The 20,963-nt window shown below is 62.0% G+C and carries 22 protein-coding genes and 1 tRNA gene; 14 read left to right on the top strand and 9 right to left on the bottom strand.

Going from position 1 to position 20,963, the window contains the following annotated elements:
• The coding region (locus tag GOEFS_RS22990; RefSeq protein ID WP_007320046.1) for an FhaA domain-containing protein at nt 1–164 on the bottom strand (164 nt) is incomplete at its 3' end.
• 196 nt (nt 165–360) lie between these two features.
• Between GOEFS_RS22990 and GOEFS_RS21410 the strand changes: the two genes are divergently transcribed.
• From GOEFS_RS21410 to GOEFS_RS21400, 3 genes are all read left to right on the top strand, one after another.
• Nucleotides 361–443 (top strand) — tRNA-Leu (locus tag GOEFS_RS21410).
• Nucleotides 444–827: 384 nt separating this feature from the next.
• A complete protein-coding gene (locus tag GOEFS_RS21405) occupies nt 828–1,733 on the top strand; it encodes a DUF4747 family protein (protein WP_007320045.1) in 906 nt (301 codons plus the stop codon).
• Nucleotides 1,717–2,247 (top strand): hypothetical protein, encoded by a 531-nt coding sequence (locus tag GOEFS_RS21400; protein WP_040525885.1) that lies wholly within the window; start codon nt 1,717–1,719, stop codon nt 2,245–2,247. Before GOEFS_RS21405 ends, GOEFS_RS21400 begins: the two co-directional genes overlap by 17 nt.
• Nucleotides 2,248–3,010: 763 nt before the next feature.
• Here the strand turns inward: GOEFS_RS21400 and GOEFS_RS21390 are convergent.
• Both GOEFS_RS21390 and GOEFS_RS21380 read right to left on the bottom strand, forming a co-directional pair.
• Entirely contained in the window at nt 3,011–3,850 is an 840-nt protein-coding gene (locus GOEFS_RS21390; RefSeq protein ID WP_007320043.1) for an ETEC_3214 domain-containing protein, read from the bottom strand.
• 1,810 nt (nt 3,851–5,660) lie between these two features.
• On the bottom strand, nt 5,661–6,815 hold the full coding sequence (locus tag GOEFS_RS21380) for a GTP-binding protein (protein ID WP_007320041.1): 1,155 nt from the start codon (nt 6,813–6,815) through the stop codon (nt 5,661–5,663).
• A gap of 85 nt (nt 6,816–6,900) precedes the next feature.
• Between GOEFS_RS21380 and GOEFS_RS21375 the strand changes: the two genes are divergently transcribed.
• Nucleotides 6,901–7,749 (top strand): SDR family oxidoreductase, encoded by an 849-nt coding sequence (locus tag GOEFS_RS21375; RefSeq protein ID WP_050950005.1) that lies wholly within the window; start codon nt 6,901–6,903, stop codon nt 7,747–7,749.
• Between the two features lie 55 nt (nt 7,750–7,804).
• Here the strand turns inward: GOEFS_RS21375 and GOEFS_RS21370 are convergent, their stop codons facing one another.
• Nucleotides 7,805–9,205, bottom strand: a complete 1,401-nt coding sequence (locus GOEFS_RS21370) for an MFS transporter (RefSeq protein WP_007320039.1) — start codon at nt 9,203–9,205, stop codon at nt 7,805–7,807.
• Between the two features lie 101 nt (nt 9,206–9,306).
• On the opposite strand from GOEFS_RS21370, the gene GOEFS_RS21365 reads away from it, so the two are divergent.
• Entirely contained in the window at nt 9,307–9,771 is a 465-nt protein-coding gene (locus GOEFS_RS21365; RefSeq protein WP_007320038.1) for a winged helix-turn-helix transcriptional regulator, read from the top strand.
• Here GOEFS_RS21365 and GOEFS_RS21360 read toward each other — a convergent pair.
• Complete coding sequence (locus GOEFS_RS21360; protein WP_040525880.1) at nt 9,714–10,499, bottom strand: alpha/beta fold hydrolase; 786 nt, start codon at nt 10,497–10,499, stop codon at nt 9,714–9,716. The genes GOEFS_RS21365 and GOEFS_RS21360 overlap by 58 nt on opposite strands.
• Nucleotides 10,500–10,574: 75 nt before the next feature.
• Here GOEFS_RS21360 and GOEFS_RS21355 point away from each other — a divergent pair, with 75 nt between their 5' ends.
• Both GOEFS_RS21355 and GOEFS_RS21350 read left to right on the top strand, forming a co-directional pair.
• Nucleotides 10,575–11,411: an NAD(P)H-binding protein gene (locus GOEFS_RS21355; protein WP_007320036.1), complete on the top strand. Its 837-nt coding sequence runs from the start codon at nt 10,575–10,577 to the stop codon at nt 11,409–11,411.
• 184 nt (nt 11,412–11,595) lie between these two features.
• Nucleotides 11,596–12,012, top strand: coding sequence for a hypothetical protein (locus GOEFS_RS21350; RefSeq protein ID WP_007320035.1), 417 nt, complete (start codon nt 11,596–11,598; stop codon nt 12,010–12,012).
• On the opposite strand, the gene GOEFS_RS21345 is transcribed toward GOEFS_RS21350, so the two are convergent.
• Entirely contained in the window at nt 11,993–12,613 is a 621-nt protein-coding gene (locus GOEFS_RS21345) for a TetR/AcrR family transcriptional regulator (protein ID WP_007320034.1), read from the bottom strand. The genes GOEFS_RS21350 and GOEFS_RS21345 overlap by 20 nt on opposite strands.
• Nucleotides 12,614–12,687: 74 nt before the next feature.
• On the opposite strand from GOEFS_RS21345, the gene GOEFS_RS21340 reads away from it, so the two are divergent.
• Together GOEFS_RS21340 and GOEFS_RS21335 are read left to right on the top strand one after the other, a co-directional pair.
• Nucleotides 12,688–14,364 (top strand): FAD-binding dehydrogenase, encoded by a 1,677-nt coding sequence (locus GOEFS_RS21340; protein WP_007320033.1) that lies wholly within the window; start codon nt 12,688–12,690, stop codon nt 14,362–14,364.
• A complete protein-coding gene (locus tag GOEFS_RS21335) occupies nt 14,361–15,155 on the top strand; it encodes an SDR family oxidoreductase (RefSeq protein ID WP_007320032.1) in 795 nt (264 codons plus the stop codon). Before GOEFS_RS21340 ends, GOEFS_RS21335 begins: the two co-directional genes overlap by 4 nt.
• Here GOEFS_RS21335 and GOEFS_RS21330 read toward each other — a convergent pair.
• Together GOEFS_RS21330 and GOEFS_RS21325 are read right to left on the bottom strand one after the other, a co-directional pair.
• Nucleotides 15,147–16,076, bottom strand: a complete 930-nt coding sequence (locus GOEFS_RS21330; protein WP_007320031.1) for a carbohydrate kinase family protein — start codon at nt 16,074–16,076, stop codon at nt 15,147–15,149. The genes GOEFS_RS21335 and GOEFS_RS21330 overlap by 9 nt on opposite strands.
• The gene (locus GOEFS_RS21325; protein WP_007320030.1) at nt 16,077–16,745 is read right to left on the bottom strand and encodes a class II aldolase/adducin family protein; all 669 of its coding nucleotides are present in this window, start codon (nt 16,743–16,745) and stop codon (nt 16,077–16,079) included.
• Nucleotides 16,746–16,793: 48 nt separating this feature from the next.
• Here GOEFS_RS21325 and GOEFS_RS21320 point away from each other — a divergent pair, with 48 nt between their 5' ends.
• The 4 genes from GOEFS_RS21320 to GOEFS_RS21305 are packed head-to-tail and all read left to right on the top strand — an operon-like array spanning nt 16,794 to nt 20,485.
• Entirely contained in the window at nt 16,794–17,438 is a 645-nt protein-coding gene (locus tag GOEFS_RS21320) for a TetR/AcrR family transcriptional regulator (RefSeq protein WP_007320029.1), read from the top strand.
• On the top strand, nt 17,431–18,795 hold the full coding sequence (locus tag GOEFS_RS21315) for a flavin monoamine oxidase family protein (RefSeq protein ID WP_007320028.1): 1,365 nt from the start codon (nt 17,431–17,433) through the stop codon (nt 18,793–18,795). Before GOEFS_RS21320 ends, GOEFS_RS21315 begins: the two co-directional genes overlap by 8 nt.
• A 33-nt stretch (nt 18,796–18,828) precedes the next feature.
• Entirely contained in the window at nt 18,829–19,323 is a 495-nt protein-coding gene (locus GOEFS_RS21310) for an SRPBCC family protein (RefSeq protein WP_007320027.1), read from the top strand.
• Nucleotides 19,301–20,485 carry an MFS transporter gene (locus GOEFS_RS21305; RefSeq protein ID WP_007320026.1) on the top strand — a complete coding sequence of 395 codons (1,185 nt, stop codon included), beginning with the start codon at nt 19,301–19,303 and terminating at the stop codon, nt 20,483–20,485. The genes GOEFS_RS21310 and GOEFS_RS21305 overlap by 23 nt, the downstream gene beginning before the upstream one ends.
• On the opposite strand, the gene GOEFS_RS21300 is transcribed toward GOEFS_RS21305, so the two are convergent.
• Nucleotides 20,479–20,685: a hypothetical protein gene (locus GOEFS_RS21300; RefSeq protein ID WP_138918102.1), complete on the bottom strand. Its 207-nt coding sequence runs from the start codon at nt 20,683–20,685 to the stop codon at nt 20,479–20,481. The genes GOEFS_RS21305 and GOEFS_RS21300 overlap by 7 nt on opposite strands.
• Between GOEFS_RS21300 and GOEFS_RS21295 the strand changes: the two genes are divergently transcribed.
• Complete coding sequence (locus GOEFS_RS21295) at nt 20,672–20,959, top strand: hypothetical protein (protein ID WP_007320025.1); 288 nt, start codon at nt 20,672–20,674, stop codon at nt 20,957–20,959. The genes GOEFS_RS21300 and GOEFS_RS21295 overlap by 14 nt on opposite strands.
• Nucleotides 20,960–20,963: the final 4 nt, after the last annotated feature.

The following is a 20,963-nucleotide window of genomic DNA, read 5'->3' as shown; positions in this document are numbered from 1 at the left end:
GCGGCTAGCACAGCGCCGTCGCCGAGGTCTTCCAATGACTCTTCGGCGGCCCGACACAGAGCCTGCTCGATCTCCTGAGGTGCGACTTTGCCGCCGAACACACGAGCGAAGCCACCGTCGACGGCGCCCTCGAGCTTGCGCTCAAAGCGTTGCAGGATACCCATCGCGAGACCTCCCTTCCGTGCTCAAAATTTTGCGGCGTGTCAATACAACCGTGGATCGTTGTTCGATGATACCGAAGGTCGGTGACAGGGTCGTCGTGCGCGTGCTTGCGGCACCCTGCGCGATTTATGTTTTGCCGGCGCGTCGTGCTAACGTCTTCGAGTCCTTCACGGACACCCACCGACTGTCGGTGGCCACGGGCGAGTGGCGGAATGGCAGACGCGCTGGCTTCAGGTGCCAGTGTCCTTCGGGACGTGGGGGTTCAAGTCCCCCTTCGCCCACAGTGAGCGGTTCGCTCGAAATCGGTACATGGAGGTCAGGCTGCATATTTGCGGCCTTTGGGTAGCTGTCAGGTCGACGCGGGATAACCCGACCCTGGGCTGGTTTGTTATCGGCCCCGCTCAAGCCCTTCCGTTAGCGCCGCGCTCGCTATCAAGGCGAGCACGGGTACTAACGCAATTTCGAGCTTGAAATTTCGCTGGTCACGGAGTTTATCCGACTTGTTCGAGATCAACACAGTTCTCTGGCATGCCGGGAGGTGCCACTTCTGCGCTCTTTTCCGACGTGTGGTGCAGCGTTCTGGCCGACTGCTCGAAAGTGCTAGCGTTCGCAGCGGTCCGCCGTAGCATTCGTACAATGAAGCGCAACGATGGCAGGCCTCCTGCGTGAACGACGATGCCTTCGGCGCGGCCGAAAACAACCCGACTGCACGCGCATACGCCCACACGCTGGGAGTCGCCCAGGTCGAGACCTACGGCCTCCATGCACCCGCGACAGTAGAAGATGCAGTCCGTTCGACGTGGAGCGCCCCTCTCTCGGTCTCACACTACAACCGTGACTGGTTCCTCTCGACGATCCTCGATACCACTAACGCCGGCTACTTCGGCCGAATCGGCTTCGTCCGGGAGGGCGAGATTAATACGCTCGACTTCGATCCGAGCATCGGAGACTTCGTTGAGGGCGAAGCTTCGGCCGGCGTTGCCATTCCCTTCTTCCTGGCGCAGACGGGTCGACTGAGCTACCAGGTGCTAACCGGTCAGGTCGCTGAACGAACTTTCCTGAAGGTGTTCGCCAAGTTGATGAACTCAGCCCCGGGACTGGTCTTCGAGTGGAAGGTCGCCGAACTCTCGTCCGAGATTGATTACGGCGAGTGGCGTAAGAACTTCCAGCAGATCGAGAGCTTCGACTTCACTCTCGAACGCCCCAATCCGCATTACGGCGACGACGACCTGATCGAGAGCTTCATTGAGGGCACGAAACTTGAGTACTTGAGGCTTGCGGGCAAGGCCGAGGGCGACGCTGTCGATGACGACTCAGATCTCTACCGGCAGGCTCTTGACCATGTGATGCGCAACTACGGTCGCGCGACGATCACGGGCATCGACGGTGCGGGCCAGGAGTCTAAGTGGCGAAAGCTCAAACGGGCGCCCGGGCGCGCGCTCGCACGGTTTAATTCTCAGGGGCCGGAACCCGCAGCCGGAATCGCCGAGCTGCAGCGTGCTGCCGTGGCCCCGCTTCCGGCTGGAACCCAGGCCCTACCCCCGGACGACCAAGATGACGTCGCCGGATAGCGTGCCGATCACGAAGCGACTGCTGCATCAGTGGGACCTCTGCGCGGCACTGCTCACCTCGGCGGCATTTCTTGTCAGTTGCCTGGTCACACGTCGCGAGCTGGTGAACCTCGATGGAATACTCGTTGCTGGGGTAGCAGGGGGCATCACGATAGGCGTTGGTGCTTTCGTCGTGATGCGTAACCTCGGAGAACTCCTCGGGAGGGAGGACTATGGCGAACTCGTCCGACTGCCTGACCCAGACGAGTCCCGGTCGCAGCGGCCTTTCGCGATCGTGACAATCGTGGCGCTCGTTACCAGTGCTAGTTCGCTCATCACGTTCATCGTCTACCGGCCACTTTCCGAAACACTCATGTACTTCATACTCGCCCTGATCCTGGGGCTCGCGCTGTACTCGATCCTTGGGACGATCACCCTCGTTGGGATCTATCGTCGGCACACTCGGCGCGTGGCGCTACTCCGCCGCATCCGCGACGACAACAAATTGCGGGATCGCGGTCGACGTCAGGGATAGCAGTCGAAGCTGCCCGCATTCCGTTCCGGGCAGACGCCCGCTGACTTGACGCGGTACGTGGGACGCGCGGGGACCCAATCGTCGCGGTCGCGAGGCAAAGTCGGAATCTCGGTACACTTGGGGTGTCCTTCGCGAACTTGTTCAGCCGCCAAGATGCGGCGTTCAATCACTCATTGTCGAACTCGAATCCCATTATCGTCATGCCCGCGATCACGCTGAGACAGTCAACCCGCTGCCGCTTCATCTCGGGCGCGCCTAGCAATGGAATTTCAGCTCGTGTCTCGGCATCGACGGCCCCACCCTACCTATGGTCAACATGTGAAAACTCTCAAGATTTGCGCGTTCCTCTGGAGGATGGATGGTCTTTGGAGAGAATCGGCGCAGCGCCGATAATGGAGAGCTTCCACTCATGGAGAACGAGCTGAACAGGATCAAAGCTATAGATCTTCGGCGCGAGATGGCTGTACAAGCAGGTTTTTAGGGTGTTGTGAGACGTCGGTCGCAGTAATCTCGCCCATGCCGATCGACTACTTTGACCACGATTACGGCCATATTCCAATATTCAATTCGAGTGGGATGGCGCGGTTATGGCCACCGTTTTCAATCAACAAGCTCAGCGGCCCGAAGACTCCGACGAGTGCGCTGCAATCGAGCAAGTCTCGAGACTCCTACTTCCATTGCTCGCCGCCACGCGATCTCGTCTCTGGTTTGTCGAAGTTGATCAGCCAGGCCAACTGCTCGTCACATAGTCGACTTTGTCTGGCTATCTACCTGTGTTCTTGATCGGCAGGAATCGCACAACCGGGTGCAACCCGAGACGAGAGCTGATTTGGCGCTTGGAGGGACGACTGGATCGATCGAGGCGGACCACCGTCCGCTCGACGCCGAGCATATCGCGCTGAAAGAACTGTTCTTCCACGTTAGGGGCACGCATGGGACCCAGCACAGTCAGTGTGTTGACTGTCACCGCGGTGACTATATCTTGATAGTTCGGCGGAACGCTCGGTTTGTTGTCATGGGTCGAATACTGACCGGTCTTAAATCCAACACTGTACGACGCGAAATCGCCGCACCCAGCATCATTATGTGATAGCCAATAGTTTTGATAGCCGCCCGGGTTGCCGAAGTAGTGGTGGCGCAGATACCCGGGACCGCGACTCGCTCCAAACCAGAGCCACTCGCTCTGTGATTCTGGGCAACCGATGGCTGTGTCCTCCCCAAGTCGGATGTCGAGAAATCCCCCAGTCAATATGCCGGTATCAAACCAGTGACGACGATCGGTGACCGTGATCGAGAAGGCTACGACGGGCGCGCCATTTTCTGGGTTTTCCTCGAATTCGACGGTAACCCACGCACCGTCAAGGCGGAAGGTACGTTCGAAACGATTGTCAATCTTCCGGATGAACTTTGGCTCTCCGAGGAGCGCGTTGACTGATTGTGCTGTCGCACCGCAAACCAGCTGGTTCAGAATGTAACTCTGCCTCCGACGGGCGCCGACGGTGCCCTGCCAACGCTGGGTAAGCCATTTACTGATCGCGAGCAGTGTCGTCAGAACTACAAACGTTGATGCGATGATTGGAATCGCAAGTCCAGCTGAAGCCATCCAGCAACATCCTTTCAACACAGCGCCAATTAAATGCACTGACGACACTCCGGTAGAGGGATACTACCGGCGCGAGCGCACATCACGCGGCAAGCTACTCTTGATCTTCATAAACTACTTCGGCTGGCAAACTTGACGGTGCCGCGAACTGGCCACTTCGTACACGATAAAGCTCGGCTACGATGTCTCGAGCCTATTTTTGTCCGCGTCCCGTCGCGCCGTATTGACAGAATGTCACATTCTAGAGGCCATCTTCCATTTCCGCTATGCGGTCGATGTAGAGGTCTCCCAGCTCTCGGAGTCTTGCAAGGCGGTCCGCAGCAACGGGCAGAACGGCGCAGGTACTGATTAGAAGTGCGGGGCGGAGCACAAGGAGCGGGCCGCTACTGTCCAATGGGATCAGAGTTAGCAGCGAGATCAGGGTCATGGCCGAAGCATTGACAAAAATGATGTTGAAACGTTGCTGTGAAACTAAAGAGGCGTACGCCCGCGCCGTCGCGACCGTCTGGAGCTGGGCGGGGTCGTACCAGAATCGACCGTAACGTCTGATGAAACTGCTCGGCGGCAAGAGGTACGCGCTACCGACGGCGGGGTCGTCGAGGGCCGGTCGACCAGCAGCGGGTTCAGCGGAGCGAACGCTGTCCAACAATCCTCGAAATGCCGCCAACGAGGCAGTCAGAGGTATTAGAGCGCCTACCAGGAGCGCCATGTTCGGGGCATGGCCCAATAGATATGCCCCGGCGCACATCCCTAGGTATGCAACGACCAGAAGGTGGCAGTCGCGCGTTGCTAAGATTTCGGCAATCTGCTGGCGCCAGCGAAGGCGCTGGCCTTCCGAATTGACGACGGGAACACTCGTGGCGAGCATGGTCGTGTAAGTAATCTGGAGTGTAAGGCATGACACTTGGACAACGAGGATGGCGAGCTGTACTGGTAACCAAACTGCCCATACTGCGAGATCACCGGGTAACGAGTAGGGGCTTACGTACCAAAGGCTAGCGGCAATGACTGCTGCGATGAAGAGCCACGCAGCGCTAATTAAGCCGTGCATTGAGTACTTGGTCGCAGTCCATTGCCACCGCAACGGGTGCAAGGAAATGCCGGCAGCATCGAACATTATCGATCCTCTCATAGTTTGCAAGGCATGGTACGTAAAGATACACCTGATGTGTGCCGTGCCGTTGCCTGACTCCGCAGATCTTAGACATTTATTATGTTCGCACGTTTCGAAAATGATCTCTCGCGCAAATTCGGAAGTACCGAACATTCTGGTCAATATCTCTAACTGGACTAAGATTTCCGGAACTGGCGAGAGAAGTTGATTCTGGAGACCTGAGTGTTTGAAAGAACGACCCGCCACTGGAGCGATGCCGGCCCTGGCAGTGCGTGTTCGCGTCCGAACTCTCGTCTGGCAAGTGCAGCTAGCTCGTTCTGTGCCAATTTCACAAATGACGCGCTATTTCTGAGCCCCCGGGACTATTGCGTGGATATTCGCGGCCCTATTCCAGAGCTGCATTGAGGAGCTTGAGATTTCGAGTCCCACAAAGAACAATTGCTATTTGGCCCCACGTGGGGTCTCGAGTTGCCACCGAGTCTGTGTGAGGGCTCCAAAAGGGGCTAGACGGCGAGTTGAGTGCAAAGCTGACCGCCAAAATGTGCTGGCAATTCGTAACCCGCGTTATATACGGCGACTGCTTTGCGGGTTTCTGAAGCGACCCCGTTAAGATTCTTGACTGTGAAGGTAGTGGGGTCGCGGCGACGTAGCTGGCGCGTCCCGAAACCAGGGCGACAAACGCAACCCACCCCCCGATCAATGGGGATGCGGAACCGACCAGCCCGGCAACGGATCGGCGAACGTCGTCCACAGCGCCGGGCCGGCCGCGAACTCGCTGTCGGTCAGGGTCGCGGCGTCGAGCAAGGTTCGCACCCGATCGTGATCGAGTCGCGCACCGATGAAGACCAACTCCTGCGTCGGTTCACCGGATAGTTGTGACCAGTAGGCAGCGGGCTCGATGGTTAGGTTTGGCCCCGCCTGCGACCACACCGCCGCGTACTCCGGGCGACTCGCGATCCAGCAGAAGCCCTTGCTTCGCAAGATAGATCCGAGTTCGGCCAGCGAGTCACTGAGCCGCTGGGCGTGGAACGGCCGATTGCTGCGATAGGTGAGCGACGAGATCGAGTACTCCTCGGTCTCTGGAATATGTCCGTTGCCGAGTACCTCGTCGTCCCAGCCCGCGATCGACGCCGCGGCATCGTGGTCGAACCGCCCGGTGCCGACGACCTCCGCGACTCGAATGTCGCCCTGGACGGCGGCGACAAGACGCGCCCGCGGATTGAGCCGCCGCACCATCGCCTCGACGGCCCCGCGTACCGAGTCGGAGACAAGGTCGGTCTTGGTGAGCACCACCACGTCGGCGAACTCAACCTGGTCGACGAGGAGATCGGAGATCGAACGTTGATCACCTTCGCCGGCCGCGAGGTCGCGCTCAGCGAGCCCATCGCCACGCACGACCTCCGACAGGAACGTCGAGCAGTCCACGAGTGTGACCATGGTGTCCAGGCGCGCGACGTCGCCGAGCCGCCGCGTGCCGTCATCGAATTCCCAGTCGAAGGTCGCTGCTACCGGCATCGGTTCCGATATGCCGGTCGATTCGATGACTAGGTAGTCGAAACGTTGGTTGCCCGACGAATCAGTCTGTGCCGCAATGCTTCCGACGGCCTCATGCAAGTCCTCGCGCAAGGTGCAGCAGATACATCCGTTGGTCAGTTCGACGAGCTTTTCCTCGGTTCGGTCAAACCCGCCGAGATCGACAAGCGCGGCGTCGATGTTGACCTCACTCATGTCGTTGACAATGACGGCGATCTTCAGCCCTTCCCGGTTGGCGAGGATGTGATTGAGCATGGTCGTCTTCCCGGCACCGAGGAAGCCGGACAGGACGGTTACAGGAAGCGTGGGCGCGGTCATCCATTAATGATAACCATTGTCATTAAGGAATGAAACGCGGAGCCCGGTTTGCGTCCTCCTCGATTCGGCGCGGACCATAGACACCGTGCGAATTCGACGAAGCAAACGGTCACGACATATCGCCGGCGCGGTGGTCGCTGTCACCGGTGGAGCGCGCGGTATCGGCCAGGCAATCGCGACGGAATTGGCTGACCGCGGTGCGCGAGTCGCCATCGGAGATGTCGGGGTGGAAGCGTCGACGAGCCCACTGGCGGCAGTCGACGCGGTTCGGCAATACCCGTTGGACGTGACCGACGAGCAATCGTTCGAAGCGTTTCTAGCCTCCGTCACTGCCGACCTCGGACCGATCGACATTCTGATCAACAACGCGGGTGTCATGTGGGTCGGACCATTCGACGCCGAGCCCGCGAAGGCCGCGGAGAAGGTGATCGCCGTCAATCTCCTCGGAGTAATCAGAGGTGTTCGACTGGCCGCCCCGGCGATGCGAGCGCGCGGCCGCGGCCAGATCATCACCATCGCATCGGCCGCGTCTCGGCTGGCACCTCCCGGCGAATCCACTTATGCCGCTTCCAAACACGGCGTCCTGGGCTATCTCACCGGAGTGCGGGAAGAGCTGCGCGGTAGTGGCGTAACCCTTTCGGTGGTGATGCCGACTGTCGTGGAAACCGAACTGGCTGTCGGCACATCCGCCGGATCGGTTCGACGTCTGGCGCCCTCCGATATCGCCGATGCTGTGATCGACACCATCGGACGACGCCGTTTTCAGGTGTGGGTACCGTCATCGGTCGGGCCGTTGGTGGCGGTTACCGGCATTCTGCCGCAACGCCTGCGCGATGAGGTATTGCGCCGCACCGTCCCCAATCAGGTTGCCGCCGTGAAGGATTCGGACTCACGAGCCGAGTACGAGCACACCATCGACGACGATCGGACGTAGAAAACCTTCCTAGCGAGGAGGTTTCAACAGCAGCGCGGCAGTCGGCCCACGACGCTCACAAGGTTTGCGGCACAGGCTGTTTCGGGGACATTCCGAGGGCCGTGACCGCCCCGGCGGCCGCGACTACTGCCAATACCCACCACGCGTGCTGGAACACCAGGTGTGCGGCGTCGTATCCGACCGGGCTGCCCAGCACCGCGACCAGGATGCTGACTCCGAGTGCCATGCCGATCTGACGACTCATATTGACTACGGCACTACCGGTAGCCGACTGTGCCGCAGGCAGATCCGCGGTCGCCGACGACAGGATGGCGGGCAACGCCAGACCGACACCGGCCCCGCCGATCAGCCAGCCCGGAAGCACGGCGGTCGCGTAGGCCGGAGTTTCCGACATCGACAATGAGATGAGCACACCACCGAGGCCGAATAGCGCACAGCCGGCCGAGACGACCACCCCGATAGGGAGCCGGGCGGCGAGTCGATGCCCAACTGCTGCGAATACCGGCACCAGCAAGGGTCCCGGCGAGACCGCGAAGCCGGTCTTGATCGCCGAATACCCCCATACCTGTTGCATCCAAAGGATATTCGCCAGGAGTGCGCCGGCGAACGGTATCGAGAAGAGCAATGCGGTGATGTTGGCAAAGGAGAAAGCTCGTACCCGTAACAACGCCGGGTCGATGACCGGTTCGCGATGCCGAGCCGAACTGATCACGAATCCCACCAGCCCGGCCACGGTCACGATCCAGGCGAAGACGATACGTTGGTCACCCCAACCCCAGGTCGGCCCCTCAACTAGGCCCAGGGTCAGCGATCCTATCGCTATCGCCAGTAGCGCCGCGCCGAGGAGGTCTGGCAGCTCGTCGGCCTCTTCATTGCGCGAACGCGGCAGTAAGAGTATTCCGGCGGCAATCGCGAGGGCACCGACTGGAATATTGACCAGAAACACCCAGCGCCACGAAGCCTCGACCAGCAAGCCGCCAACGGCCGGTCCCAGCGCTGCCGCTGACGCGCCGACCGCTGCCCAGATCCGAACCGACCGCGCACGGGTTGCCGCTGGCATCGCCGCGACGACGAGTCCGAGACTTGCCGGAGTGAGGATGGCCGCTCCGACGGCCTGGATCGCCCGGAATGCCACGAGCCACCAGATTCCCTGGGCCGCCGCACACGCCGCACTCGCCACGGTGAAGATGGTTAATCCGATGAGAAAGCCGGCCTTTCGGCCATAACGATCGACGATACGCCCGGCCGGAACGAGCAGTGCCGCGTAAATGATCGTGTAGGCGTTGAGTACCCACGACAGCTTCGACAGCGGGACGCCGTGAAAGTCAATGCCGATGCCGTCGAAGGCGACGTTTACGATGAAAACGTCCAGACTCGCCATGAACGCCGCCAGGGAGAGAACGGCAAGAATCAGGCCAGAACGTCGGGCGTGCACATCGGTAGCCAGCTCGGTCATCAACCCTCCAGGTTGTCCAACAAATACAACCCAGTGAGTTGTTTGATGAAACTCAGCAAATCAGATTGAGTTGCTTCATGCAACCCACTACGCTGTAGCCTATGCGCCGCGCCAGTTTCTCCGAGATGAACTGTTCGGTCGCGCAAAGTCTCGAGATCGTCGGTGAATGGTGGACCCTGCTGATCGTCCGAGACGCACTGTTCGGCGTGACCCGATTCGACGACTTCTCGCGGCGGCTGGGCATCGCCCGCAATGTCCTCAGCCAACGCCTCGACACCCTCGTCGAACACGGTGTGCTGGTCCGTGAGCCGTACCAGAGCAGCCCGGTTCGCTATGACTACCAGCTCACCGACAAGGGCCGAGAGCTCTGGATTGTCATCAACGCTCTTCGCCAATGGGGCGACAAGTGGACAGCGGAGGACGGCCCTCCCATCGAGATCACGCACGACGACTGCGGTAATCGCACGACAATCGAAGCCACGTGTTCGGAGTGCGGCGAGGCCGTCACCTACGATTCGGTCTCCGCGCATCCGGGGCCGGGCGCGCACCACCAATCCGTGATGTGAGCGACGACCGGGGCCGGGGATTTCACCCAGCGGATGTGATCGAGCGAGCCATTAGGCGGACAGTCAGCCGGCCCGTAGGTCCAGCTGGACAGGTAACTCGGAGCCACGAGCGCTTCGAAAGCACCGGCCGCGGAGTCGCTGACGAACATGTCGTCGTGTAGCCGAATGGCGAGCGTCGGGATCTCAATCGGGCGGGCCGCATGGTCGCCTGGTAACGCGCCGCTCAATACCATCGTCGCCCACTCCCGCATTAGCGTCTTGGCGCCCGGCGCGCCGAAACCCGGTGCGGGCCAATAACCTTCGACGTCGGTCCGGCGTAGCACGTCCCTGGCGATATCGCCGGCGAGATAGCCCGGGGGATAGTGCGCGATATGCGGAATCGATGCGGCAACGGTAACGAGCCCGTCGATCCGGTCGGCGGCCTTCGACGTTGGATCAGATAGCAACACCGCCGCCAGTTGTCCGCCGAGACTGTGGCCGAAGAGCAGGATCGGACGCCGCTCCGGTGACTCGGCATCGATCTGGGCAACCGCATCGGCGATGTCCGCCGCCTCGTCGTGGTAACTCCAGTCATTCGACGCCGACGCCGGCGCGTCGCCCGGCTCGAAACCTCGTCGTCCGACGACGCGCACATCGAACCCAGCCGCGGTCAGCTCCGAGGAAAATGTTCCGTAGACGCGTGACGGCACGGCCATCGCCGGAGAGACCAGAATCATAGGTCGGCTCATGTCGGTCAACTTTGCCCGGCTCTACGCGCGGCGGCAATTACCTGGGAGGTAAGTGGGCTCCGGCAGGATGGCTACATGATCTTGATTACCGGTGCGACCGGGGTAGTGGGCCGACGTGTTGTCGATCAATTGCGTGAGGCGGGCACTGCCGTTCGCGCAACCAGTAGAACGCCCTCCGACGCCGGGTTTTCCGACGACGTTGAAGTCGTGGATTCCACAGCGCCCGCTGATCAGTTGATATCCGGCTGTCGCTCCATTCTCATCGTGGCGCCAGTGCTCGGCGATGCACCGGTCGCCCGTCTGGCCGATCTCATGGCAGCGGCGCGCACCACGGGTGTCGAGCGGCTTGTCCAGTTATCCACCGCATCAGCAGCTGACCCGCTCAGTCCGACCGGCGCCTATCACCGCGCGTTAGAAGACGGGACCGTCGACTTCGCGGGCCGCCGCTACATTCTGCGACCGGTGCCGTTCGCATTGAACACCGCGCATTGGTGGGCACCGACGATCAGAACCGGTCGAGTCGCCGAGGGACCCTATCTCGACGCGCCCACCGCACCCGTTGACGAACGTGACGTCGCCGACGTGGCCGCCGCACTTCTCACTAGCGGTGATCTCCCCTCAGGCACGCTGAATTTGACTGGGCCCCAACATGTCTCGCCTCGTCAGCAGTTGCAAGTCCTAGCGGAACTGCTCGACGTCGACCTGACCGTTCGCGACTTACCGGCCGCCGATGTCCGCACTCGGATGACCGATGCCGGCGTACCGGCCGCGGCGGTCGATTCGCTATTGCGCTCATTTGAGTTCGCGATGGAGCCCGGCGTCGAGTTGACGGCCACCGTCGAGTCCGTACTTGGCAGACCCGCTCGAAGCTATCGAGACTGGGCGCGCGACCATCGCTCCCTCTTCGACTGATATCGACCGCGCCCGCTCCTCACTCCCAAGTACTTGTCCGATCGCGAGTCTCGGCTGACGTAGTAATCGAAATCCTCTGGATACGGAGGTGCACTCGATACGTTTCTGTACTCGATGCTGTATTGTCGGTTGCTGTTCACGTCGACCGGCGAACGCGGCGGTCACAAGCGGAAGGGGCCGCCACATGCGCTCATCCCACCCAGAGTTGTCCGAGGTACTGATGACACTCTTCGACTCCCCTGATTTCTCGAGGACTCAGCGCGACGCCGCCAAAGAAAATCCCGCCAAAGTGATCGCTGACCGCACTCGCTGCCGGGGCATCCACGCGGTCGGTGAAACACACCTGCGGCAGATTCAGAGCGGGGTCACGCCACGGCCGAGTCTTCAGGTAGTCGCGGCGCTCGCGGACGCATTCGAGGTGGACATCGCCTACTTCACGAGTGCCTTCCACCAACGGCACGCGAATCTGTCACAGCAAGACCGGCTCGCCTACGCGCGGCTTCGCCATCGCGCCGACTTCTACCGACTGGCGACGATGTTGCGTGAGCTCCCGCGAGACCAGCAAGTCGTCATCGACGCGCTCATCGAGATACTTCGATGACCCCGCCGTCGGAGGCGAACAGTCGGTCCGCGGCGAACCGAGCATATTGGGACAACAGCAACACCGGCAGGTCGTCGGCGCCCTCGACGGCGGACTGCAACATGGCGCCTTCGTACAGCGCGACGGCCCCGCGCACGAACAGTGCCACGCCCTCGTCAGACGGCTCTGATCCGATGCGCCCCAGGATGTTTCGGAACTGTGAACGCAATGTCCGGTCCCGGTCGTTGAGCATTGCCGCCGCCGCGGTGTTACGAGCGGCGTATACCGAAAACTCAGTGGAGAGCAACGCCCACCGTCGCTCATCGACACTCACTTCGGAGAGCACTCCGAGGATGGCGCCGACCATTTCCGGAAAAGAGCTTACGTCCTCGGTCGCGCGCTCGATCGAGGTGACCATTGCGGCCGCATGTCGATCGAACAACCCGAGGAAGACCTCGTCCTTGCCGGGGAAATTGGCATACAGCGCACTACGCGAGACGCCGGCGTGCCGACAAATATCCTCGATCGAAGTGGCGTGAAACCCGTTGTCTCCGAACAGTTCCTCGGCGGCGTCGAGGATCCGCGCGACGGTGCGGGCTCGGGTGGGCGCTCCCTTGGCCATGGGTCCTCCGGTTGGGTCACTGAGAAATCCCACGATAACTCACCTCATAAACGAACAAGTGATACGTTTATGAAATGGGATCGGAAGAATTCGATGCGGTCATCGTCGGCGCGGGTCTTGCCGGCCTCGTCGCCGCGTACGAGCTGACCAAAGCCGGCCGACGGGTAGCCATCGTCGAGCAGGAGAATCGCAATAACCTAGGCGGACAAGCCTTTTGGTCGCTAGGTGGCCTCTTCTTCGTCGACTCGCCAGAGCAACGGCGGCTGGGCATCAAGGACTCGTTCGACCTCGCCTACGACGACTGGCTCAATTCGGCAGGGTTCGACCGGACCGACGACGAATGGCCGCGTCGGTGGGCGCGTGCATATGTGGAATTCGCGACCCACCAGAAGCGGCGGTATCTGCATGACCTCGGTCTGCGGGTCACTCCGGTCGTCGGTTGGGCCGAACGGGGCGGCGGACTCGCGTCCGGCCACGGGAACTCGGTTCCCCGGTTCCACCTCACCTGGGGTACCGGGCCGGAGGTGGTGCGGGTATTCCGACGACCCGTCGAGCGAGCCGAAGCAATCGGTCTGGCGCGGCTGTTGTTCCGCCATCGAGTCGATGAACTGATCACCGAAGACGGCACCGTCGTCGGCGTCCGGGGCCAGGTGCTGGCTCCCTCGCCCGAGGCGCGAGGTGTGGCGTCGAACCGAGAAGTATTGGAAGAGTTCGAGATTCGCGGCGCTGCGGTTATCGTCACATCCGGCGGAATCGGCCACAACTTCGATCTCATGCGCCAGTACTGGCCGACCGATCGACTCGGACCGTTCCCCGAGCACATTATCGCCGGTGTGCCCGCCCACGTCGATGGTCGTATGTTGGCGATCAGCGAACAGGCCGGTGCCCACATCATCAACCGCGACCGAGTGTGGGCCTACACCGAAGGCATTCACAACTGGGACCCGATCTGGCCGCGGCACGCGATCCGGATAATCCCCGGACCGTCGTCGCTATGGCTAGATGCCAATGGCAAGCGGCTGCCGACGCCCAATTTCCCCGGATTCGACACCAACGCCTCGATGCGGGCGATTCTCTCCACCGGATACGACTACTCATGGTTTGTGTTGACGCAGAGCATCATTGAGAAGGAGTTCGCGCTGTCGGGTTCGGAACAGAATCCCGATATCACCGGCAAAGACCTCAAACAGACACTCGCGAGGGTCGGCGCGAAGGGCGCCCCGGGCCCCGTGGAGGCCTTCAAGAAACACGGGGCGGACTTCGTGGTGGCCAACGATTTACGCGAGCTGGTCGACGGAATGAACCGAATCGGCCGGGGCGGCACCATCGACCACGATGCCCTGCGAGCCGAGATCGAAGCCCGCGATTCACAACTCGACAACCCTTTTGGAAAGGACGCTCAGTTGCACGCCATCGCAAATGCCCGAAAATACTTCGGCGACAAGGTAACTCGTGTCGCTAAGCCGCATCGCCTCCTGGACCCCGCGCACGGACCGCTCATCGCGGTCCGGCTTAACATCCTTTCCCGAAAGACATTGGGAGGGCTGAAGACCGACCTGTCGGCACGGGTGCTGACACCGCACGACGACAAACCGATTCCGGGGTTCTACGCCGCCGGCGAAGTGACCGGGTTCGGTGGCGGCGGCGTCCACGGGTATAACGCTTTGGAAGGCACCTTCCTTGGCGGGTGCATCTTCTCCGGGATGACGGCCGGTCGCGCCGCGGCCACCGCGATCGGGAGCGCGAGATGAGCCGGACCGCGCTGGTGACCGGAGCGACGTCGGGTATCGGGCGGGACGTCGCACGAGAACTGGTGGCCCGCGGCTATCGGGTGCTCGGTACGAGCCGCGATCCCGAGGCGATCACTCAACGAGACACCGGAGTGGAATACCTCCAACTGGACCTGGCCGACCGGGCATCGATCATCGCTTGCGCCGCCGCGGCCGGAGAGGTCGACGTCGTCGTCAACAATGCGGGGGAGTCGCAGTCCGGACCATTCGAAGAGCTACCGCTCGACGCCATTGACCGGCTATTTCAAACCAATGTCTTCGGTGCGGTTCAGCTGAGCCAATTAGTCATCCCGGCGATGCGTGCCCGCGGGTATGGACGAGTGATCATGGTGGGTTCCATGCTCGGGAGTTTCCCACTGGCCTACCGCAGTTCGTATTCCTCGGCCAAGGCCGCGCTACGCGGCTTTGCATCGGCGGCCCGTCGCGAGCTGCTTCCGTTCGGCGTCTCGATATCCACCGTGGAACCGGGCTCGATCGCGACCGGGATCGGAACTCGACGCACCAAATACATCGCCGACGACTCGGTGCATCGAACCGCTTTCGAGACGATGATCGAACACCTCGACGCCAACGAACAAGCAGGTATCAGTTCGGAGCGAGTCGCACGAGTCATCGTCGATGCGGTCGAGAGCAAACGGCCACGAGAGTTCTACGCGGTCGGTTCGCGGGCACCGCTGGTATTCCTACTTAAACGGTTACTGCCGGTGGGCGCCGTCACCATGGTCGTCGCCCGCCGGCACGGCCTACGCTGATCGCTGGGTAGCCACGGCGAATGCGTCGAGCGATTCGAGGTCGAAGTCGCCGTGGTCGCTGCCCAATCCCTGGGCAACCTGTGCTGCCGCCGCCGAACCAAGCAGAGCGGCGCCCCGCAGGTCACGGCCCAGGCTGAGCCCGAAGAGAAACCCGGCCGAGAAGGCATCGCCACAACCGGATGTGTCCACCACATCGATGTCGAATGCGGGGATGTTCTCGACGAACTCGGCACCCGCGATCAGCGCGCCGTCGGCGCCCCGCGTGGCGATGACGGTACCCGCGCCCGCTTCCAGCAGCACTCGAGCGCCGTCGTGCAAGTCCGACTGTCCGGTGAATCCGATGACCTGCTCGTCGTTGGGCAGCAAGTAATCGATGAATGGCAAAGCCGCGGCGATAGCGTCGAGTGATCCCAATTCCCCCGGCGCGATCAAATCGACCGACGTCGTGAGGCCGAGGGATTTGGCCCGGTCGAGTATGTCGACAGACGTCTGCGGGCCCAGTAGTTCCGGGCCGCCCAGGTGGAGATGTTCGGCGGCGCCGACGACATCCCAATCGATATCGGCCGGGGCGAAGGTGTAATTCGCGCCGAGCAGATGCAGACTCGGACGTTCACCGTTGGGGCGGATTGGGAGTACTGACATCGAGGTCGATAAACCGGGTTTGCGGATGACCGTCGACGTGTGGATACCCGCGCGATCGAGCAGGCTGACAAGCAGGTCGCCGGCCGGATCGTCGCCAATGGCACCGGCAGACCACACCTGCGCACCGAGCTTCGCCAGCGTCAATGCGGTGCCGGCGGCGGTACCCGCAGCGGTGATATGCATCTGTTCGACCAAAGCGGTGTTCTGTCCGGCGGGTATCCCATCAACCGGTCGGACCAGCACATCGAGCACATGGACACCCGCGCACACAACCTTCATCTATTGCTCCTGCTCAATCGTCTTGGTCGTTCCGTAACTCCGCCGGGTGGCGGCTTCGATCACCGCTGCCTGCTCATCGGTGGTCAACACCCACGCGCCGCCCAACGCGGCGCTGTCGATGAACACGCCGCATGCCCACTCGAGGAGCAATGAGTTCTCGACCGCCTGGTGCAGTGTTTGCCCGATGGTGACTGCGCCATGTCCAGCCAGTAGCGCGGCTTGGCGACCGGTCAGCGCCTCGACCACGCCATCCGCCAGTTCCTGGGTGCCGAATGCCGCGAATGGCACAACCGGCGTCGCACCACCCAGTAACAGCTGCTGGTAGTGGATGACCGGGAGTTTCTCGACGGCGCAGGCAACCGCGGTCGAGCGCGGGGCGTGGGTGTGGACGACCGCCCGTGCGTCGAATCGCCGGTACACACCCAGGTGGAGTTCAAGCTCGGACGTCGGGGCGAGTGTCCCTTCGAGAACGCGGCCATCTAGATCCACGACGGTGATGTCCGCGGTGCTGATATCCGCGAGAACCGCGCCGGTCGCAGTGATGAGTACGTGGTCTCCGATCCGACGGCTGACATTGCCGGCGGTACCGATGACCAGGCCGGATTCCGCCAGCCGGTGACATACCGTGACAAGTTCGTCTAGGTCCGTCGGATATGTGAGCTCCGTCATGCGGTTATATTAACCTGAATCAAACTTTCATTCATATTTAGAGGTGAGATGCCAATCGAACTAGCGGTACCCGACGACGCTCTGCGCCGGGTACCCCAACAGGCGCGCAGCCGCAAACTGCTCGCACGTGTCTTGGAAGCCGCCGATGTATTGCTTGCCGACCAGGGTCCAGATTCGTTGACCACAACCAGAGTCGCCGCTGCGGCCGGGGTCGCCGTGGGATCGCTGTATCAGTACCTTCCCGATCGCACGGCGATTATCGAAGCGCTCGCCGCGGCCTATCTCCAACGTTTCGAAGCGACGATGGCCGAAATGGTTACCGCCGCGTACCGGGAGCAGTGGGATGACCCGGCCAAGGTGCTGATCGATGCGTTCGCCGATGTTTACCGCACCGAGCCCGGCTATCGGGCGCTGTGGTTCAGCCGGCACCTTACCGAGACAGCCCGTGCCGCCGACCGCCAGCACAACGAGCGCATGGCGGTCACGCTCAAGGAAGTTCTGCTCGCGCAGGTGCCCGTTGCCGACAGCGAGCGACTGCTGGTCGCTTGCCGCACCGCGCAACTCATGGCGGATGGCGTTATGCAAGAAGCGTTTCGAGCTGATCCGGAAGGTGATCCGGCACTACTGCGCGAGATCACATCAGCACTGCGCGCGTATATGCGGGAATTCTTGGAGGGGAATGTCGATGAGTGACCACGACGTCATCGTGATCGGTGCCGGGTTAGCAGGGTTGACCGCAGCCTGGCGATTGGTACAGGAGGGCGTCGACGCCGTCGTATTGGAGGCCCGAGACCGGGTCGGCGGCCGGACGTTGAACCATCACCTCGACGACGGTCAGGTGGTGGAGGCCGGCGGCCAATTCATCGGCCCGACCCAGGATCGGATCCTGCGGCTCGCCGGCGAACTGGGCGTCGAGACCTTCCTCGCGAACACGGTCGGTGAGAGCGTCTATGTGCGGAACGGCAGGTCACGACGGTATCGCGGCGATATTCCGCCGGATCTCGGCGCGCTACCGGCCATCGGTATCGCGACCACACGACTCAACCGCATGTCGGCGCAGGTCCCGGTGCATGCGCCGTGGACGGCATCCCGTGCCGGCAAGTGGGACAGTATGACCCTGGAATCCTGGCTCCGCTCCTCCACACCGGGCTCGGGCGCCGTCGACCTGATCAACATATTCCTGGGATCGGCATTCGGCGGCGCGGCCCGCGACTCGTCACTACTATTCGCTCTCTGGTACATAGCGACCTTCGGCAACGAAACGCACCCTGGGACGCTCGAACGCGGGATCGGTGTCGCCCGGGGTGCGCAGGAATCGCGGTTCGTCGGTGGCTCACAAGAACTTTCGCTCCGGCTGGCCGCCCGGCTCGGCGACCGGGTTCGGCTATCCACACCGGTGGACAGTGTCAGGCAGCAAACCGGCCGGGTGATCGTCGGCTCGGGCACGGACACGGTGAGCGCTGACGCCGTAGTCGTCGCGGTACCTCCCGTGCTCGCCTCGCGAATCGATTGGGAACCAGGGCTTCCCGTTCAGCAGCAGGGTGTTCTCCAACGACTGCCATTCGGCGCGCTGATGAAATGCGAAGCAATCTATCCCGAACCGTTCTGGCGCGAGGACGGACTCAACGGCAGCGCGACGTTCCGCAACGGCTCGGCGATCTGCTCGATGTTCGACAACACCCCACCGTCGGGCAGTCCTGGCATCCTGATGGGATTCCTGGGCGGACCGAACTGGCATACCTGGTCGGCACGTCCGGCCCGCGAGCGTCGAGGCGCTGTGCTGCGGTCATTCGCCTCGGCACTGGGAACGCGGGCATTACGTCCGACGACCTACTTCGAACAGGACTGGACCAGCGAGCAGTGGACCCTCGGCGGCCCGACGTCAGTTGCCGCGCCCGGCGTCACCACTGCCTACGGCGGATGGCATGGCAAAAGGTTCGGCCGCGTGCATTGGGCCGGTGCCGAACTCTCGCCGTATTGGAACGGATTCATGGATGGCGCTGTGCGGTCGGGCGAACAGGTCGCCAAAGACATCGTCGGCGACAACTAGTCGGCAACCACTAATCGAAGGGCCACCTCGGATATGAACAGCACCATCACGGTGACCGAAAGCGCTGTCGTCGACGCTCCGCTGGAACGTGTGTGGCAGGTCGTTTCGGCGACCAACCGCTACGCCGAATGGGTTGCGTCGGTCGTCGAAGTCACCGACCATCACGGCACGGCTACCGTCGGCGAAACCTACAGCGAGCGGAACTCCACCGTCGGACCGTTGACCACCCGGTCGATCTGGACGGTCAAGGAGATCGTTCCGATGAGACGGCGCGTCGACACGGCGACCGGCTATGAGCCGATGCATGACGTGACCAATATCTTTGAATTCCGGCCGATTCACTTCGCCGACGATCAGCCCGCGACCTATATGACCTACTCCGTCACCTATCGGCCGGGACTCGGCCCGATCGGGCGGCTCATCGAGAGGATTCAGCGACCGGGTCTCCGCAACGGGATGCGCGAGTCGATGGCGGCACTGTCTACCTTGCTGATCGCCGAAACCGATGCGCCTGACATCCGCGAGTGAGGTAGGTCGGGCACGGCGGGCGAACTCGCTGGCATTCGGTCTGCAGGGGTTCTTCCTGGCAGTGGTTCTGACCGAATTGCCAACCGCGAAGGAACAATTCGGCCTCACCGACACCACGCTGGTTGTCGCGGTCGCAGCTATGTCGATTCTGGCCGGTGCCGGCAGTCTTCTCGCCGAACGCATCGCGGTACATCGATCGAGTAAGACCGCGCTGCGAATCGGACTGGGTGTCGTCGCCGTGGCGGGAATCGGTGTCGCCGCCGCACCCGACGTCACTGTGCTGATGATCGCCCTCGCCATTTACGGTGTGGGTCTCGGTGCGGTAGACGCGGGGACCAACACCCAAGGCGTCCTTATTCAACACGGATACGGCACATTCATTTTGTCGTCGTTCTATGCGTCTTGGAGTGCTGGTGCCATCACGGGCGCGCTGTTCGTCTCCGCTGCGGAGGGGATCGGCCTCAATTTCACAACGGTCTTCCTTATCGCGACTGCGGTGGTAGCCATCTGCGGTCAACTCGCCGGACGGGCTCTCCTGTCCGCGACCTCGAGCGGGGACGGAGCCGCCGACCGGACCGAAACGACATCCGTCTCGACCCGCATCCTGCTGATATTCGGAATCGTGCTCGCGATGGCATTCGCGATCGATATCGCGGTGGGCAATTGGTCGGCACTGCTACTGAGTGAAGATCTGCATGCCACGACGTCGACCGCGGCACTGGCCCTCGCCGCTTACCAAGCGGCGTCGCTGGCCGGCCGGCTGGCCGGCGACACCTGGGTACGCCGATTCGGCGCGCGGACGGTGTGCCGTTATGCCGCGCTGATCGGGGCGGTGGGTCTGGCGATCGTCGTCGCGGCCCCGACGCCCGCGCTGGCGATCATCGGCTTCCTCATCGCGGGTATCGGACTTCCGCTCATCGCGCCGCTGTGTTTCAGCGAACTCGGTCAGCGGACGGTCGGTAAGGAACTCGACTCCGTCATCGCGCGTCTCAATTTGTTCAACTACGCGGGCACGCTGGTGGGTGGTGCTGTCGTCGGAGCGGTGTCGACCGCAGTCGGGCTGCGCAGCGCCTTCCTAGTTCCGCTGTTGCTCGCCGTTCTCCTCATCGCGGCGGCCACCGTCTTCGCCAAGCGAACTCGCTCCCAACACGACCTTCAGTAGCTGTTCCGCGGTGACCGGGGATGAGCCGGTCGCCAGCCGAGTGCAGTCAGCGCCTCCTCGGTCACTCGGTCGGCCAACTGCAACGGATCTATCAGCTGCTCTTGAAACTGGCCGATCAATTCACTTACTCGGGCAATCTCGCCTTCCACGAAGTCCCAATCAGTTTCTGCCGCCGTCGAATTCGTCGTGCCGTCGATCACTTCGCCCAATTTTGATGACAGCCTGAAGACTCCCGAACGCATGTTCGGCGCTGAGGCAACCGCGATTCAGATAGCCAATCCGAACACCCGGTGGGTGGACACCGACTCCCACGGTTACGGGATTCTCACGGTCACTCGACAAGCGGCACAAATGGATTGGCATTTCCTGATGGACAAGGCCGTCCGCTCCACCGCGCAATTTCACGCTCAGTCCTGGCGAGTTCGGTCGGGAGCACGCACCCTCGCCAAGGTCGCCCATCCGATCACCGAGTGAGAAC

The organism is Gordonia effusa NBRC 100432 (assembly GCF_000241305.1).
Classification (GTDB): Bacteria; Actinomycetota; Actinomycetes; order Mycobacteriales; family Mycobacteriaceae; genus Gordonia; species Gordonia effusa.
This window is presented reverse-complemented; position numbering and strand designations above follow the sequence as displayed.